We start from the raw sequence: 16986 nt of genomic DNA, 5'->3' as shown, positions 1-16986 counted from the left end.
GGAAACGCCCGGACCCATCCCGAACCCGGAAGCTAAGCCTGCCAGCGCCGATGATACTACCCATACGGGTGGAAAAGTAGGACACCGCCGAACACCATTTAAGGATCACCCCCCACGTTCACGTGGGGGGTGATTCTCTTTCTATCCGGCGCCATTTTTCGAAAGCCAAATTGTCGCCGAATGCGCCGTGGCCGTAAACTTCGGGCGGGGCAACCAGCGGAAGGCACACGTGGGCGACGACAGGCACAGCGGACGCGGCGACCAGCGACCCGGACGGACCTCGGACGGCGGCCGGCCACGCAATCAGCGTTCGGCGCCGCGGTCGTCGGGACCCGGAAGGGCCCGCAGCGCACAGCCCGCGGGTACCGACCAGGCGGGACCCCCCATTCCTCGGGACATCGAGGCCAAACAGCTGAATCCGGAGGTCCGCCGCGAACTCACCACGCTCGACAAGTCCACCGCCGACTTCGTCGCCCGCCATCTGGTGGCCGCAGGCACACTGCTCGACGAGGACCCCGAGGCCGCACTGGAGCATGCGCGGGCGGCCCGTGCCCGGTCGAGCCGGCTCGCGGCGGTGCGGGAGGCCGTCGGCATCGCGGCCTATCACTGCGGTGACTGGAATCAGGCGCTCGCTGAACTACGCGCGGCACGCCGGATGGGCAGCAAGTCGCCGCTCCTTGCGTTGATTGCCGACTGTGAACGCGGCATCGGCCGGCCCGAGCGCGCGATCGAACTGGCACGGAGCCCCGAAGCCGAGCAGCTGACCGGCGACGACGCCGACGAACTGCGGATCGTCGTCGCCGGTGCCAGGTCCGACCTCGGTCAGGTCGAACAGGCGCTGGCGATTCTCTCCTCGCCTCCGCTCGACCGGACCCGGACCGGTCAGACCGCGGCCCGGCTCTTCTACGTCTACGCCGAGACGCTGCTCGCGCTCGACCGTCGCGACGAGGCACTGCAGTGGTTCATCAATGCCGCCGCCGCCGACCTCGATGGCGCCACCGACGCCGAAGACCGCATCACCGAGCTGAGCTGAGTCGGTCGTGACAAGCATTGCAGCGCAACATGACTGTCTGCTGCTCGATCTCGACGGCACCGTCTTCCGCGGCCACGAGCCGACGACCGGCGCCGTCGACACGCTTGCGGCGGTCGAGGCACGGGTCCTCTACGTCACCAACAACGCCTCCCGCGCCCCCGGTGACGTCGCCGCACACCTGTCCGAGCTGGGGTTCCGAGCCCACGCCGACGATGTCGTCACCAGCGCGCAGAGCGCGGCCAGTCTGTTGGCCGACCAGCTTCCGCCCGAGTCCAAGGTGCTGATCGTCGGCACCGAGGCGCTGGCCGACGAGGTCGCCGGCCGCGGACTGCGGCCGGTCCGCTCGGCGGACGACGACCCGGTCGCCGTAGTGCAGGGCCACAACCCGCAGACCGGCTGGTCCGATCTCGCCGAGGCGGCGCTCGCCATCAGGGCCGGCGCCCTGTGGGTGGCGGCCAACGTCGACCTCACACTGCCGTCCGAGCGCGGCCTGTTGCCCGGCAACGGTTCGATGGTCGCGGCGCTGCGGGCGGCCACCAACCAGGAGCCGCAGGTGGCGGGCAAGCCGCAGCCCACGCTGTTCTCCGATGCGCTCAGCCGGGGCAGCTACGCCACCCCGCTCACTGTTGGCGACCGCCTCGACACCGACATCGCCGGCGCCAACGCCGCAGGCCTGCCCAGCCTTCTCGTGCTCAGCGGCGTCAGCACCGCCGACGACACCGTGCGCGCACCCGTCGACCTGCGTCCCGGTTTCATCGGCGCCGACCTGCGCTCACTCACGCGGCCCGCCGACGAGTTGCGTGTGGGACCGCACCCCGGGTGGCAAGTCGACGTCGACACCACCGCGGTCACGGTCCGCGCGACCGGTCACGACCACGGCGACGGCCTGTCGGTGCTGCGGGCCCTGGCCGACGCGGTGTGGTCGGCGGACATCGCTGGGGATTCGCTGACTATCGACGCCGGTGACGACACCGCACGGGAGGCGCTGCAGCACCTGTCGCTGCTGTGATGGCCGATCGACTAGCGTGAACGTCGACATGATTACCGACCCCGATCAGATCCGCTCCGAGATCGCGGCTCGGCTCGCCGAGTTGCCCGATGTCGGCCCCGATTCGGCCGAACTGGCCGACGCGGAGGTCGACGCGATCGCTGCGCAGCTGGAGCAGGCCCACGATCTGCTGGTACATGCGCTCGAGGCGGTGGACCGGGGTCCCGCGGCCGCTTCGGGCTTCGAGAGGTGAGCGCACGTGGCACGGCGCGCTCGTGTTGACGCGGAACTGGTGCGGCGCGGACTGGCGCGGTCGCGCCAGCAGGCGGCCGAACTGATCGGCGCGGGCCGAGTGTCCATCGACGGGATGCCGGCGGCGAAGGCGGCGACGGCGATCGCCGTGGACGCGAACCTGACCGTGACCGCCGCAGAGCGGACCTGGGTCTCGCGCGGCGCACACAAGCTGATCGGCGCGCTGTCGGCGTTCGGCCTCTCCGCAGACGGCAGGCGCTGCCTGGATGCGGGCGCGTCGACCGGCGGGTTCACCGAGGTGCTGCTCGACAGCGGCGCCCGCGAGGTGGTCGCCGTGGACGTCGGATACGGACAGCTGGCCTGGTCGTTGCGGTCCGACGAGCGGGTGACCGTGCTGGAGCGGACGAACGTGCGCGAGATCACCGCGGAGACCATCGGCGGTCCGGTCGACCTCGTGGTGGCCGACCTCTCGTTCATCTCACTGGGCACCGTGCTGCCTGCGCTGACCGCCTGCGCGTCACCCGCCGCCGATATCGTTCCCATGGTGAAGCCGCAATTCGAGGTCGGCAGGGGCCGGGTCGGCGCAGGCGGAGTGGTCTCCGACCCGGGCCTGCGGGCCGAGGCGGTGCTGCAGGTCGCACACCGCGCCGCCGGACTGGGCTGGCACACCGCCGGCGTCACCGCGAGCCCGCTGCCCGGCCCGTCGGGCAACGTGGAGTACTTCCTCTGGCTACGCAGCGGCGCGGACGACGCCTTGGCCGCGGGCGACCTCGAGCACGCGGTGACGCGTGCGGTGACGGAAGGGCCGCAATGACGGTCGAACGAACCATGCTCATGGTGGTGCACACCGGGCGCCCGGACGCCATCGACGTTGTCCGGCGGGTGCAGAAGGTGTTGAGCAACAACGGAGTCGGGCTCCGGGTGCTCGCCGCGCAGGCCGTCGACAAGGCCCCGCTGCATCTGGCGCCCGAGGAGATGGGCGCCCTCGGTGCGGGGTTCGAGGTCGTCGACGCCGAAGAGCGGGCCGCCGAGGGTTGCGAGCTGGTGCTCGGCCTCGGTGGTGACGGCACGTTCCTGCGCGCCGCGGAACTCGCCCGGAACGTCGAAATCCCGGTGCTCGGCGTCAATCTCGGCCGAATCGGCTTCCTCGCCGAGGCCGAGCTGGAGGCCCTCGACAGCGTCCTCGACCACGTCATCAACCGCAACTACCGCATCGAGGAGCGGATGACGCTCGACGTGGTGGTCCGCGCTGGGGGCGAGATCCTGCACCGGGGGTGGGCGCTCAACGAGGCGAGCCTGGAGAAGGGACCGCGTCTGGGCGTGCTCGGCGCCGTGCTGGAGGTCGACGGCAGGCCCGTGTCGGCGTTCGGCTGCGACGGCGTCCTGGTGGCGACGCCGACGGGGTCCACCGCCTACGCGTTCTCGGCCGGTGGCCCGGTGCTGTGGCCGGATCTCGAGGCGATCCTGGTGGTGCCGAACAATGCGCATGCGCTGTTCGCCCGGCCGATGGTCACCAGCCCGGACGCGGCGATCGCCATCGAGATCGAGGGCGACGGCCACGACGCGACGGTGTTCTGCGACGGCCGTCGCGAGATGGTGCTGCCGGCGGGCGGCCGGCTGGAGGTGACCCGCTGCGGCACGCCGTTGAAATGGGTGCGCCTGGACAGCGCGCCGTTCACCGACCGCCTGGTGCGCAAGTTCCGGCTGCCCGTGACCGGCTGGCGGGGGCAGTAGTCACCGGTGCTGGCTGAAATCCGAATCGAGTCGCTGGGCGCCATCAGCGCCGCCACCGCCGAGTTCGACCGGGGGCTGACCGTGCTCACCGGCGAGACCGGCGCGGGCAAGACGATGGTTGTAACCGGCCTGCACCTGCTCGGCGGCGCCCGTGCCGACGCCACGAGGGTGCGGTCGGGTGCGGGCCGAGCCGTGGTCGAGGGGCGATTCACCACCACCGACCTCGGCGACGGAACGGCAGGCCGTGTCGACGGCATCCTCGACTCCTGCGGCGCCGAGCGCGACGACGACGGCAGCGTCATCGCGGCGCGTTCGGTCAGCCGCGACGGCCCGTCCCGCGCCTATCTCGGCGGCCGCAGTGTGCCTGCGAAATCGCTGAGCACCTTCACCACCGAGCTGTTGACGCTGCACGGCCAGAACGACCAACTGCGGCTGATGCGGCCCGAGGAGCAGCGCGCGGCGCTCGACCGGTTCGCCGGCGTGGACAAGCCGCTGCAGAAGTACCGCGCGGCGCGCGAGGCGTGGCTGACCGCCCGCCGCGACCTCGCTGACCGCCGCGAGCGGGCGCGTGAGCTCACCCTGGAGGCCGACCGGCTGAAGTTCGGCCTCGACGAGATCGACGCGGTGGACCCGCAACCCGGCGAGGACGAGACGCTCGTCGAGGACATCCGCCGCCTGTCGGAGCTCGATGCGCTGCGCGAAGCCGCCCGGACCGCACGCACCGCGCTCGCCGGGGTGTTCGACGACGCCGCCGCGCCGGGGGAGTCGTCGGCCGTCGACGGGTTGGGTCACGCCCGGGCCGCGCTGGAGAGCACCGACGACGCCGCGCTGCGCGCCCTCGGCGGCAGGCTGGCAGAGACGCTCGCGGTGATCAACGACGTGGCCGGCGAGCTGGGCGACTTCCTGGCCGAACTTCCCAGCGACGCCAGCACGTTGGAGACGAAGCTTTCACGACAGGCCGAGTTGCGGACGCTGACACGCAAGTACGCCGCCGACATCGACGGAGTGCTGGCGTGGGCCCGCGAATCGCGCGACCGACTCGACCAGCTCGACGTGTCCGAAGAGGCGCTCGCCGGCCTCGACCAGCGGGTGCGCGAACTGCAGACCGACGTCGTCGCGGCGGCGGCGGAGCTGACCAGAGTGCGCGCCAAGGCGGCGAAAGGTCTGGCGAAGGCGGTCACCGCCGAGCTGTCCGGACTGGCGATGACCGGTGCCGACTTCACCCTCACCGTGGCAGCGCTTCCGGCGCGAGCCGATGATTCCGCGCCGCTGACACTGGCCGACGGCACGGTCGTGCATGCCGGACACGACGGTGTCGACGCCGTCGAGTTCGGTTTCGCCGCCCACCGCGGCACCGACGTCCTCCCGTTGTCCAAGAGTGCGTCGGGCGGCGAGCTGTCCCGGGTGATGCTCGCGCTCGAGGTCGTCCTCGCCGCGTCCGACGCCGGAACCACGATGGTGTTCGACGAGGTGGATGCGGGTGTCGGCGGCCGCGCGGCCGTCCAGATCGGGCGCCGGCTGGCCCGGTTGGCGCGCACTCACCAGGTCATCGTGGTCACCCACCTGCCGCAGGTCGCCGCGTACGCCGACGCGCACCTGGTGGTCGACGGCGGCGGCCGCGGCAAGGCCAGCGGTGTGCGCCGCATCGACGACGACGACCGGGTCGCCGAACTGGCGCGGATGCTGGCCGGGCTCGGCGAATCCGACAGCGGACGGGCCCACGCGCGCGAACTCCTCGACGCCGCACAGCAGGAGCGCACCGCCGCCCACTGATGTGACAGCTGTGACAGAACGTTACTTCTGAGGCAGATGTTACGGCGCGCCTCCACCTCTACTTGAGGGTTGCCCGACAGAATCGCCGCATGAAGATGTCAGCGCTGCTAACCCGAAATGCCGGCACGCGCCCGGGCCTCACCGGAACCGCACGAGTCGACCGCGACATCGACCGGCTCCTCCGTCGTGTGGGACCCGGCGACATCGTCGTGATCGACGCGCTCGACCTGGACCGCATCACCGCCGACGCACTCGTCGAGGCCAACGTCGCGGGTGTGGTCAACGCGTCGCCGTCGATCTCCGGCCGCTATCCCAACCTCGGGCCCGAGGTGCTGGTGGCCAACGGCGTGCTGCTCATCGACGAGACCGGACCGGACGTCTTCAAGAAGGTCAAGGACGGCGCCCGGGTGCGCCTGCACAACGGCGGCGTGTACTCCGGTGACCGTCGCCTGGCGCTGGGCACCGAGCGCACCGACCAGGAGATCAACGAGCTGATGCACGAGGCCAAGAGCGGCCTCGTCGCACATCTGGAAGCCTTCGCCGGCAACACCATCGAGTTCATCCGCTCGGAGAGCCCGCTGCTCATCGACGGCATCGGCATCCCCGACATCGACGTCGACATCAACCGGCGTCACGTGGTGATCGTCGCCGAGGAACCCGACGCGGCCGAAGACCTCAAGGCCCTCAAGCCGTTCCTCAAGGAGTATCAGCCCGTGCTGGTGGGTGTCGGCACCGGCGCCGACGTGCTGCGGAAGGCGGGTTACCGGCCGGCGCTGATCGTGGGCGATCCCGACCGGATCAGCGCCGAGACGCTGCGCGGCGGAGCCCAGGTGATCCTGCCCGCCGACGCCGACGGCCACGCCGCCGGCCTGGAGCGGATCCAGGACCTCGGTGTCGGCGCGATGACCTTCCCCGCGGCCGGGTCGGCGGCCGATCTGGCGCTGCTGCTGAGCCACCACCACGGCGCGTCGCTGATCGTCACGGTCGGCCACTCCGCGAGCATCGAGGAGTTCTTCGACAGGTCCCGCCAGCACAGCAATCCCTCGACGTTCCTGACCCGCCTCAAGGTCGGCGAGAAGCTCGTCGACGCCAAGGCCGTCGCCACGCTGTACCGCAGCAGGGTCTCCGGTGGCGCCATCGCGCTGCTGATCATGGCGATGCTGGTCGCGGTGATCGCAGCGCTGTGGGTGTCGCGGGCCGACGCAGCCGTCATCGACTGGGTCGTGGAGTACTGGAACCGGTTCACGCTGTGGATCCAGAGTCTGATCACCTGAGGGGTATCGATGATCTCGCTTCGCGCGCATGCGATCTCGCTGGCCGCGGTGTTCCTCGCGCTGGCGATCGGGGTAGCGCTGGGATCCGGCCTGCTGTCCAGCACGGTGCTGTCCGGACTTCGTGACGACAAACAGGATCTGCAGCACCAGATCGACACGCTGACCGGCGAGAAGAACGGGCTGAACGAGAGGCTCAGCGCCGCCGCCGAATTCGACGCGCAGATGTCGCAGCGGATCCTGCGTGACGCGCTGGGCGGCAAGTCGGTGGTGCTGTTCCGCACACCCGACGCCGCCGACGACGACGTCGAGGCGCTGTCGCGGCTGATCGGCCAGGGTGGCGGTTCGGTCACCGGCACCGTGGCGCTCACCGAGGAGTTCGTCGAGGCCAACTCCGCGGAGAAGTTGCTCTCGGTGGTGAACTCGCCGATCGTGCCCGCCGGCACCCAGCTCAAGACGACGTCGGTGGACCAGGGCTCCCAGGCCGGGGACCTGCTGGGCATCGCCCTGCTGACCACAGGCAAACCGGATGCGCCTGCGGTCGACGACATGTCCCGCGACACGGTGCTGGCCGCGCTTCGTGACACCGGCTTCCTCACCTACGGCGACCAGCGCATCGGCGCCGCCAACGCGGCGGTGGTCGTCACCGGCGCCGGGCTCGCCGACGATGCGGGCAATCGGGGCGCGACCGTCGCGAGGTTCGCGGCGGGCCTGGCACAACACGGGTCGGGCACCGTGCTGGTCGGCCGCGACGGGTCGGCGTCGGGCACCGGATCGGTGGCGGTCACCAGGAGCGATGCCGCGCTGTCGGCGGCGGTGAGCACGGTCGACGACGTCGACGCGGAGTCCGGGCGTCTCACCGCGGTGCTGGCCGTGCAGGACCTCGTCAACGGCGGACGGCCCGGCCAGTACGGCATCGGGCAGGGCGCCACCTCGGTCACCGTTCCCCAATAGGCCGACCCCGTCGGTCGCAGCTACGGCGCGTCAGTGACGTCATGTCGGACTCGCTGTTAGGGTGGGGTTCCGTGGGTCGGCAGGCCCCAGCAGTCCTTGCATCGTCCTGCGCCGGTCATCACGGAGGTCGCTCTTGCCATCGTTACGCAAGCACCCGCAAACGGCCACCAAGCATCTCTTCGTCACCGGCGGCGTGGTGTCCTCCCTGGGCAAGGGGCTGACGGCCTCCAGCCTGGGCCAGCTGCTCACCGCCCGCGGGTTACAGGTGACGATGCAGAAGCTCGACCCGTACCTCAACGTCGACCCCGGCACCATGAACCCGTTCCAGCACGGTGAGGTGTTCGTCACCGAGGACGGCGCCGAGACCGACCTCGACGTCGGACACTACGAACGGTTCCTGGACCGCAACCTCTCCGGCTCGGCGAATGTGACCACCGGTCAGGTGTATTCGACCGTGATCGCCAAGGAGCGGCGCGGCGAGTATCTGGGCGACACCGTGCAGGTGATCCCGCACATCACCGACGAGATCAAGAGCCGGATCCTCGCGATGGCCATTCCGGACGCCGACGGCAACCGGCCCGACGTGATCATCACCGAGGTCGGCGGCACGGTCGGCGACATCGAGTCGCTGCCGTTCCTGGAGGCGGCCCGCCAGGTCCGCCACGAGGTGGGCCGGGAGAACTGCTTCTTCCTGCACTGCTCGCTGGTGCCCTACATGGCGCCGTCGGGGGAGTTGAAGACCAAGCCGACTCAGCATTCGGTGGCGGCCCTGCGCAGCATCGGCATCACGCCCGACGCACTCATCCTGCGCTGCGACCGCGACGTGCCGGAAGCGCTGAAGAACAAGATCGCGCTGATGTGCGACGTCGACATCGACGGCTGCATCTCCACACCGGACGCGCCGTCCATCTACGACATCCCGAAGGTGCTGCACCGCGAGGAACTCGACGCCTACGTGGTGCGCCGGCTCAACCTGCCGTTCCGCGACGTCGACTGGACGCAGTGGAACGACCTGCTGCGGCGGGTGCACGAACCGCAGGAGACGGTGCGGATCGCGCTGGTGGGCAAGTACATCGACCTCTCCGACGCGTACCTGTCGGTCGCCGAGGCGCTGCGCGCGGGCGGCTTCAAGCACCACGCGAAGGTGGAGATGCGGTGGGTCGCCTCCGATGACTGCGAGGCCGACGGAGCCGCCCTGGCACTGGGCGATGTGGACGGGGTGCTCATCCCCGGCGGATTCGGCATCCGCGGCATCGAGGGCAAGATCGGCGCCATCAGCTACGCCCGCAAACGGGGCCTTCCGGTACTCGGGCTGTGCCTGGGCCTGCAGTGCATCGTCATCGAGGCGGCGCGCTCGGTGGGGCTGGCCGACGCCAACTCCGCGGAGTTCGACCCGGCGACCGCGGACCCGGTGATCTCCACGATGGCCGACCAGCGCGATGCGGTCGCCGGCGAGGCGGACCTGGGCGGCACCATGCGGCTCGGCGCGTATCCGGCTGTGCTGGAACCGGATTCGATCGTCGCGCAGGCCTACCAGGCCACCGAGGTGTCCGAGCGGCATCGGCACCGCTACGAGGTGAACAACGAGTACCGCGACCGCATCGCGGCCAGCGGTCTGCGTTTCTCCGGCACGTCGCCCGACGGCCATCTGGTCGAGTTCGTCGAGTACGGCCCCGAGGTGCACCCGTTCCTCGTGGGCACGCAGGCCCACCCCGAGCTGAAGAGCAGGCCCACCCGCCCGCACCCGCTGTTCGCCGCGTTCATCGGCGCGGCGTTGGAGTACAAGGCCGCCGAGCGACTGCCCGTCGAGATCCCCGAGCGCTCCAACGGCGCCGAGGCGGCCGGCGATCAGGCCGAGTTCCTCCAAGAGCATGCCGCCCGTGGCTGAGCACGACTTCGAGACCGTCGAGAGCGAGACCGTCTACGTCGGCAAGATCTTCGCGCTGCGCGCCGACGAGGTGCGGATGCCGGGCGGCACGACGGCACGACGCGAGGTGGTCGAGCACTACGGCGCCGTCGCGGTGGTGGCACTCGACGAGGCCGACAACGTCGTGCTGGTGTACCAGTACCGCCATCCCTTCGGCCGCAGGCTGTGGGAGTTGCCCGCCGGCCTGCTGGACGCCGGCGACGAGGCGCCGCACATCAGCGCCGCCCGGGAACTCGAGGAGGAGGCCGGCCTGACCGCCGACGCCTGGTCGGTGCTCGTCGATCTGGACTCCGCGCCCGGTTTCAGCGACGAGAGCGTGCGGGTGTACCTGGCGACGGGATTGTCCGACGTCGGGCGGCCGGACGCCCACGACGAGGAGGCCGACCTCACCGTCGAGCGCGTTCCGCTGTCGGAGGCCGTCCGTATGGTGCTCCGCGGAGAGATCGTCAACTCGATCGCCGTGGCGGGGATCCTGGCGGCCAACACCGTCGGAGACCGTGACGGGCTCCGCCCGGTCGGTGCGCAGTGGATCGACCGGCCGACGGCGTTCGCGCGCCGGAAAGGGCACTGATGGTCACACCGGCGCTGGGTGCGGGCGGCTCGCCGCCGGGCCTGGGGTCGGTGCTCGACGGTCAGTTGCAGGGCTACCTCGACCACCTCGCCATCGAACGCGGCGTCGCCGCCAACACGCTCAGCTCCTACCGGCGTGACCTCCGCCGCTACGCCGACCATCTGCACGCCCGCGGGATCGACGACCTCGGCGCGGTCGTCGAGACCGATGTCAGCGACTTCCTGATGGCCCTGCGCCGCGGTGACCCGGCGGCGGGCTCCGCCGCGCTGTCGGCCGTCTCCGCGGCCCGTGCGCTGATCGCGGTGCGCGGGCTGCACCGGTTCGCGGCGTCGGAAGGCCTGACCGACGTCGACGTGGCGCGTGCGGTCAAGCCGCCCACGCCCTCACGCCGGCTGCCCAAGAGCCTGACCGTCGACGAGGTGCTCGCGCTGCTCGACGGCGCAGGCGGGGACAGCGACGCCGACGGCCCCCTGACGCTGCGCAACCGCGCGATGCTGGAACTGCTGTACTCCACCGGCGCCCGCATCTCCGAGGCCGTCGGGCTGGACGTCGACGACGTCGACACCCATGCGCGGTCGGTGCTGCTGCGCGGGAAGGGCGGCAAGCAGCGGCTGGTGCCGATCGGCAGGCCCGCGGTCAGCGCGCTGGACGCCTACCTGGTGCGGGGCCGGCCCGATCTGGCCCGGCGCGGCCGCGGCACGCCGGCGATCTTCCTCAACGTCCGGGGCGGGCGGCTGTCTCGGCAGAGCGCCTGGCAGGTGCTGCAGGACGCGGCGGAGCGCGCCGGGATCACGGCGGCGGTGTCACCGCACACGCTGCGGCATTCCTTCGCGACCCATCTGCTCGACGGCGGCGCCGACGTCCGCGTCGTCCAGGAACTGCTCGGCCACGCCTCGGTGACCACCACGCAGATCTACACGATGGTCACGGTGCACGCGCTGCGTGAGGTGTGGGCGGGCGCCCACCCGCGTGCGCGATAGCCGGGGATCGACCACACGGGACCGTCCGCCGCGCCGCGATCCGGCCCATCTGGCCCTCCGTGAAGGTCGGTACACGACGTCCACAGCCCATGTCGCCCGCGGGTCTGCCTGTTTCCGCAGCGTCGCGCCGTTAAACTTGCCCGGATGTTCGCCATGGCCGAGATATGAGTGAGGACGGCGGCGGCGCCGACCCACCGGCGCAGGCCGGCCTCACCGGCCGGGCGGTGCGCACCGTTCCCGAACCCGCGCCACGCACGACGCACGGCCCCGCCAAGGTCATCGCGATGTGCAATCAGAAGGGCGGTGTCGGCAAGACCACCTCGACGATCAACCTCGGCGCCAGCCTCGCCGAGTACGGTCGCCGGGTCCTGCTGGTGGACCTCGACCCGCAGGGCGCGCTGTCGGCCGGCCTGGGGGTGCCGCACTACGAGCTCGACCACACGATCCACAACCTGCTGGTCGAACCGCGGGTGTCGATCGACGACGTGCTGATCAACACCCGGGTCAAGGGACTGGACCTGGTGCCCAGCAACATCGACCTGTCGGCGGCGGAGATCCAGTTGGTCAACGAGGTCGGCCGCGAACAGACACTGGGCCGGGCGCTCTACCCGGTGCTGGACCGCTACGACTACGTGCTCATCGACTGTCAGCCGTCGCTGGGCCTGCTCACCGTCAACGGGCTGGCGTGCAGCGACGGCGTGATCATCCCGACCGAGTGCGAGTACTTCTCGCTGCGCGGCTTGGCTCTGCTGACCGATACCGTGGACAAGGTGCACGACCGGCTCAATCCGCGGCTGTCCATCAGCGGCATCCTGATCACCCGCTACGACCCCCGCACCGTCAACTCCCGCGAGGTGATGGCACGGGTGCTCGAGCGCTTCGGCGATCTGGTGTTCGACACCGTCATCACCCGTACCGTCCGCTTCCCCGAGACCAGCGTGGCAGGCGAGCCGATCACCACCTGGGCGCCGAAATCCGGTGGCGCCGAAGCATATCGGGCGCTGGCACGGGAAGTCATCCACCGGTTCGGCGGGTGAGCACCGACGCCGCAGCCGATGGGAACGGCGAGCCGGACGCCGGCGGTCAGACCGGATTCCGGGTGCGTCTGGACAACTTCGAGGGTCCGTTCGACCTGCTGTTGCAGCTGATCTTCGCCCACCGGCTCGACGTCACCGAGGTGGCGCTGCACCAGGTGACCGACGACTTCATCGCCTACACCCGCGACATCGGTCCGCTGCTGGAGCTCGACGAGACCACCGCGTTCCTGGTGGTCGCGGCCACGCTGCTGGACCTCAAGGCGGCGCGGCTGCTGCCCTCGGGCGAGGTGCACGACGACGAGGACCTCGCGCTGCTCGAGGTGCGCGACCTGCTGTTCGCGCGACTCCTGCAGTACCGGGCGTACAAACACGTCGCGGTGATGTTCGCCGAACTCGAGGCGGCGGCGCTGCGCAGCTACCCCCGCGCGGTGTCGCTGGAGGACCGCTACGCCGACCTGCTGCCGGAGGTGATGCTCGGCGTCGACGCCGATCGGTTCGCCCAGATCGCCGCGACCGTCTTCACCCCGCGGCCGGTGCCGACGGTGGCCATGGAACACATGCACGAGTCCGCGGTCTCGGTGCCCGAGCAGGCCAGGCGGCTGTTGTCGCTGCTGGAGATTCGGGGACCCGGCGAGTGGGCGACGTTCGCCGAACTGGTCGCGGAATGCCAGGGTCCGATCGAGATCGTCGGCAGGTTCCTGGCGCTGCTCGAACTGTACCGGGCGCGGGCGGTAGCATTCGACCAATCAGAACCGCTTGGTGTGCTCCAGATTTCGTGGACCGGGGATCGGCCGACCAGCGAACACCTGGCAACCGCGGACGCGGTGGAAGAGCGAGAACCATGACCGACGACATCGCCGTGCACGACGACCTGAGCCGCGCCGACGTGAACCACACCGATAGGGAAGACACCGACCTCGGCATCGACGTCGCGACCGCGCCGGAGCTCGAGGACGCCGAACTCGAAGCGGTGCTCGAGGCGCTACTGCTGGTCGTGGACACCCCGGTGACGGTGGATGCGCTGGCGACGGCCACCGAGCAGCCGGCGTATCGCATCGCCGCGAAACTGGCACAGATGGCCGCCGAGTTGAGCGAGCGCGGCAGCGGAATCGACCTCAGGGAGGCGGGCGGCGGCTGGCGGATGTACACCCGCGCGCGCTTCGCCCCGTATGTGGAGCGGCTGGTCCTCGACGGCGCGCGGTCGAAGCTGACCCGCGCGGCGCTGGAGACCCTCGCCGTCGTCGCCTACCGGCAGCCGGTGACCCGCGCCCGGGTCAGCGCGGTCCGTGGCGTCAACGTCGACGCGGTGGTGCGCACGCTGGTGGCCCGCGGGCTGATCACCGAGGCGGGCACCGACCCCGATTCGGGTGCCACCACCTTCGCGACCACCGAGTTGTTCCTGGAGCGCCTCGGATTGTCGTCACTGACCGACCTGCCGGACATCGCACCGCTGCTGCCCGACGTCGACGTCATCGACGACCTCAGCGAGTCACTCGGTGACGAGCCGCGCTTCATCAAGCTCAGCGGCGGGCGCACGCCCGACCAGCCGCTGTCCTTCGACGTGGACCGGGACTGACATGGCCGAGTCGGACGCCGAGGGGATTCGGTTGCAGAAGGTGCTGTCGCAGGCCGGGGTGGCTTCGCGGCGGGTCGCCGAGCGGATGATCCGCGACGGCCGGATCGAGGTCGACGGGCGGGTGGTGACCGAACAGGGCACCCGGGTCGATCCCGACGTGTCGGAGATCCGGGTCGACGGCGTGCGGGTGAGGTTCGACGACACGCTCGTGCACCTGGCGATCAACAAACCCCGCGGGATGCACTCGACGATGTCCGACGACCGGGGCAGGCCCTGCGTCGGCGATCTCGTCGAACACCGGGTACGGGGCAACAAGAAGCTGTTCCACGTCGGCCGGCTGGACGCCGACACCGAAGGCCTGCTGCTGCTGACCAACGACGGCGAACTCGCACACCGGCTGATGCACCCCTCCTACGAGGTGCAGAAGACCTACCTGGCGACGGTGCTCGGCACCATGCCGCGTGGGGTGGGCAAGAAGCTGCGCGACGGTGTCGAGCTCGACGACGGGCCTGCGCGGGTCGACGACTTCGCGGTGGTCGACGCGGTGCCGGGCAAGACCCTGGTGCGGCTGACTCTGCACGAGGGCCGCAAACGTATCGTCCGCCGGATGCTGGCGGAGGTCGGCTATCCGGTGCAGGAACTGGTCCGCACCGAACTGGGCGCCGTCACCCTGGGAGACCAGCGGCCCGGCAGCATCCGCGTGCTGACCAGCAAGGAAATCGGCGAGCTGTACAAGGCGGTGGGGATGTGACGGGATCGGTGCTCGAGGCCGTGACGATCGCCGTGGACGGTCCGGCAGGCACCGGGAAGTCCTCGGTGTCCCGCGGTCTGGCGAGGGCGCTGGGCGCACGGTATCTCGACACGGGCGCGATGTACCGCATCGTCACGCTGGCCGTGCTGCGGGCCGGGGTCGACCTGGCCGACACGCCCGCCATCGAGCGGGCCGCCGCCGCGGTGCCGCTGTCGGTGGGCTACGACCCCGACGAGGACCGTGCCTACCTCGACGGCGAGGACGTGTCCGGTGAGATCCGTGGCGACGCGGTGACCAGAGCGGTCTCCGCGGTGTCGGCGGTGCCCGCGGTGCGCGCCCGCCTGGTGGGGCTGCAGCGCGAGCTGGCCGCGGGTCCCGGCAGCGTGGTGGTCGAGGGCCGCGACATCGGCACCGTCGTCCTGCCGGACGCCGACCTGAAGATCTTCCTGACCGCGTCGGCCGAGGAACGCGCCCGCAGGCGCAACGACCAGAACGTGGCCAGCGGGCTGCCCGACGACTACGAGACCGTGCTCGCCGACGTCCGGCGCCGCGACCATCTCGACTCGACGCGCGCGGTGTCGCCGCTGCGTGCTGCCGATGACGCGGTGCAGGTGGATACGAGCGCGATGACCGAACCCGAGGTGGTGGCGGCGTTGACCGACCTGGTGGCCCGGCGCACGGGAGTGCGGCAATGACCGACGACGGCACGTGGGCCGACGAGAGCGAATGGGAGATCGGCGCCGAAGATGTCGCCGAGGCGATCGAGGAGGCGTCCTCCCCGCCGCCGGTCGTCGCGGTGGTGGGGCGGCCCAACGTCGGCAAGTCCACGCTGGTGAACCGCATCCTGGGCCGGCGCGAGGCGGTGGTGCAGGACGTGCCCGGCGTCACCCGCGACCGGGTCTCCTACGACGCGACGTGGGCGGGCCGGCGGTTCGTCGTCCAGGACACCGGCGGATGGGAGCCCGACGCCAAGGGGCTGCAGCAGCTGGTGGCCGAGCAGGCGGCGGTGGCGATGCGTACCGCCGACGCGATCATCCTGGTGATCGACGCGGTGGTGGGCGCGACCACCGCCGACGAGGCCGCCGCACGGATGCTGCGAAAATCCGGCAAGCCGGTGTTCCTGGCGGCCAACAAGGTCGACACCGAACGCGGTGAGGCCGACGCGGCGGCGCTGTGGTCCATGGGTGTCGGTGAGCCGCACCCGGTCAGCGCGATCCACGGCCGCGGTGTCGCCGACCTGCTCGACAGGGTGATGGAGAGCCTGCCCGCGGTGTCGGAGTTCTCGGCGACCGGTGGCGGACCGCGCCGCGTGGCGCTGGTCGGCAAGCCGAACGTCGGCAAGAGCTCGCTGCTGAACCGGCTGGCGGGCGATCAGCGTTCGGTGGTGCACGACGTCGCGGGCACCACCGTCGACCCGGTGGACTCGCTGATCGAATTGGGCGGCAAGACATGGCGTTTCATCGACACCGCCGGGCTGCGCCGTAAGGTCGGCCAGGCCAGCGGCCACGAGTTCTACGCATCGGTCCGCACGCACGGCGCCATCGACGCCGCCGAGGTGGTGCTGGTGCTGATCGACGCCTCACAGCCGCTGACCGAACAGGATCAGCGGGTGCTGTCGATGGTGATCGAGGCCGGACGAGCCCTGGTGCTGGCGTTCAACAAGTGGGACCTCGTCGATGAGGACCGCCGCTATCAGCTCGACCGCGAGATCGACCGCGAACTCGCCCAGGTGCAGTGGGCGTCGCGGGTGAACATCTCCGCCATGACGGGCCGGGCGGTGCAGAAGCTGGTGCCCGCCCTCGAGCAGGCACTCGCGTCCTGGGATGCGCGCATCTCGACCGGCCGGCTGAACACCTTCCTCAAAGAGGTCGTCGCGGGCAACCCGCCGCCGGTGCGCGGCGGTAAGCAGCCGCGCATCCTGTTCGCGACCCAGGCCGCGACGCGTCCGCCCACCTTCGTGCTGTTCACCAGCGGATTCCTCGAGGCGGGCTACCGCCGGTTCCTGGAGCGCCGGCTGCGGGAGACCTTCGGGTTCGAGGGCAGCCCGATCCGGGTCAACGTGCGGGTGCGCGAGAAGCGCGGCCAGAGACGGTGATCTCCGGGCGCCGCCCGTTGCGCTGAGCGTGACGGAGGACACCG

Annotated in this window: 17 protein-coding genes and 1 rRNA gene; all 18 read left to right on the top strand. The window is 70.7% G+C overall.

From position 1 onward, the window contains the following. Positions 1–93 (top strand): 5S ribosomal RNA (rrf, locus tag ACPCHZ_RS20450); the annotation flags it as partial. Positions 94–229: 136 nt separating this feature from the next. Further along, positions 230–1033 carry a tetratricopeptide repeat protein gene (locus ACPCHZ_RS20445; protein ID WP_423486399.1) on the top strand — a complete coding sequence of 268 codons (804 nt, stop codon included), beginning with the start codon at positions 230–232 and terminating at the stop codon, positions 1031–1033. A 7-nt stretch (positions 1034–1040) separates the two neighbouring features. Beyond that, positions 1041–2042, top strand: a complete 1002-nt coding sequence (locus ACPCHZ_RS20440) for an HAD-IIA family hydrolase (protein ID WP_423486398.1) — start codon at positions 1041–1043, stop codon at positions 2040–2042. 16 nt (positions 2043–2058) lie between these two features. Continuing rightward, complete coding sequence (locus ACPCHZ_RS20435) at positions 2059–2274, top strand: hypothetical protein (RefSeq protein WP_423486397.1); 216 nt, start codon at positions 2059–2061, stop codon at positions 2272–2274. 6 nt (positions 2275–2280) lie between these two features. Continuing rightward, on the top strand, positions 2281–3087 hold the full coding sequence (locus ACPCHZ_RS20430) for a TlyA family RNA methyltransferase (RefSeq protein ID WP_423486396.1): 807 nt from the start codon (positions 2281–2283) through the stop codon (positions 3085–3087). Continuing rightward, entirely contained in the window at positions 3084–4007 is a 924-nt protein-coding gene (locus tag ACPCHZ_RS20425) for an NAD kinase (protein ID WP_423486395.1), read from the top strand. The genes ACPCHZ_RS20430 and ACPCHZ_RS20425 overlap by 4 nt, the downstream gene beginning before the upstream one ends. 6 nt (positions 4008–4013) lie before the next feature. Further along, positions 4014–5780 (top strand): DNA repair protein RecN, encoded by a 1767-nt coding sequence (gene recN, locus ACPCHZ_RS20420; RefSeq protein ID WP_423486394.1) that lies wholly within the window; start codon positions 4014–4016, stop codon positions 5778–5780. Between the two features lie 89 nt (positions 5781–5869). Next, entirely contained in the window at positions 5870–7054 is a 1185-nt protein-coding gene (gene steA / locus ACPCHZ_RS20415) for a putative cytokinetic ring protein SteA (RefSeq protein WP_423486393.1), read from the top strand. Between the two features lie 9 nt (positions 7055–7063). Continuing rightward, a complete protein-coding gene (locus ACPCHZ_RS20410; protein ID WP_423486392.1) occupies positions 7064–8005 on the top strand; it encodes a copper transporter in 942 nt (313 codons plus the stop codon). Positions 8006–8138: 133 nt separating this feature from the next. Next, entirely contained in the window at positions 8139–9893 is a 1755-nt protein-coding gene (locus tag ACPCHZ_RS20405) for a CTP synthase (protein ID WP_423486391.1), read from the top strand. Next, positions 9886–10503: an NUDIX domain-containing protein gene (locus ACPCHZ_RS20400; protein ID WP_423486390.1), complete on the top strand. Its 618-nt coding sequence runs from the start codon at positions 9886–9888 to the stop codon at positions 10501–10503. Before ACPCHZ_RS20405 ends, ACPCHZ_RS20400 begins: the two co-directional genes overlap by 8 nt. Then, the gene (gene xerD / locus ACPCHZ_RS20395) at positions 10503–11483 is read left to right on the top strand and encodes a site-specific tyrosine recombinase XerD (RefSeq protein ID WP_423486389.1); all 981 of its coding nucleotides are present in this window, start codon (positions 10503–10505) and stop codon (positions 11481–11483) included. Before ACPCHZ_RS20400 ends, xerD begins: the two co-directional genes overlap by 1 nt. 164 nt (positions 11484–11647) lie before the next feature. Continuing rightward, complete coding sequence (locus tag ACPCHZ_RS20390) at positions 11648–12520, top strand: ParA family protein (protein ID WP_364983232.1); 873 nt, start codon at positions 11648–11650, stop codon at positions 12518–12520. Further along, positions 12517–13365 (top strand): segregation/condensation protein A, encoded by an 849-nt coding sequence (locus ACPCHZ_RS20385; protein ID WP_423486388.1) that lies wholly within the window; start codon positions 12517–12519, stop codon positions 13363–13365. Before ACPCHZ_RS20390 ends, ACPCHZ_RS20385 begins: the two co-directional genes overlap by 4 nt. Beyond that, complete coding sequence (scpB, locus tag ACPCHZ_RS20380; protein ID WP_423486387.1) at positions 13362–14096, top strand: SMC-Scp complex subunit ScpB; 735 nt, start codon at positions 13362–13364, stop codon at positions 14094–14096. The genes ACPCHZ_RS20385 and scpB overlap by 4 nt, the downstream gene beginning before the upstream one ends. Position 14097: 1 nt before the next feature. After that, on the top strand, positions 14098–14847 hold the full coding sequence (locus ACPCHZ_RS20375) for a pseudouridine synthase (RefSeq protein WP_423486386.1): 750 nt from the start codon (positions 14098–14100) through the stop codon (positions 14845–14847). Between the two features lie 8 nt (positions 14848–14855). Then, positions 14856–15542, top strand: a complete 687-nt coding sequence (cmk, locus tag ACPCHZ_RS20370; protein ID WP_423486417.1) for a (d)CMP kinase — start codon at positions 14856–14858, stop codon at positions 15540–15542. Beyond that, on the top strand, positions 15539–16942 hold the full coding sequence (der, locus tag ACPCHZ_RS20365; protein ID WP_423486385.1) for a ribosome biogenesis GTPase Der: 1404 nt from the start codon (positions 15539–15541) through the stop codon (positions 16940–16942). The genes cmk and der overlap by 4 nt, the downstream gene beginning before the upstream one ends. Positions 16943–16986 lie beyond the last annotated feature (44 nt).

Origin of the sequence: Mycobacterium sp. NPDC050041, from assembly GCF_049541695.1 — a bacterium.
Taxonomy (GTDB): Bacteria; Actinomycetota; Actinomycetes; order Mycobacteriales; family Mycobacteriaceae; genus Mycobacterium.
This window is presented reverse-complemented; position numbering and strand designations above follow the sequence as displayed.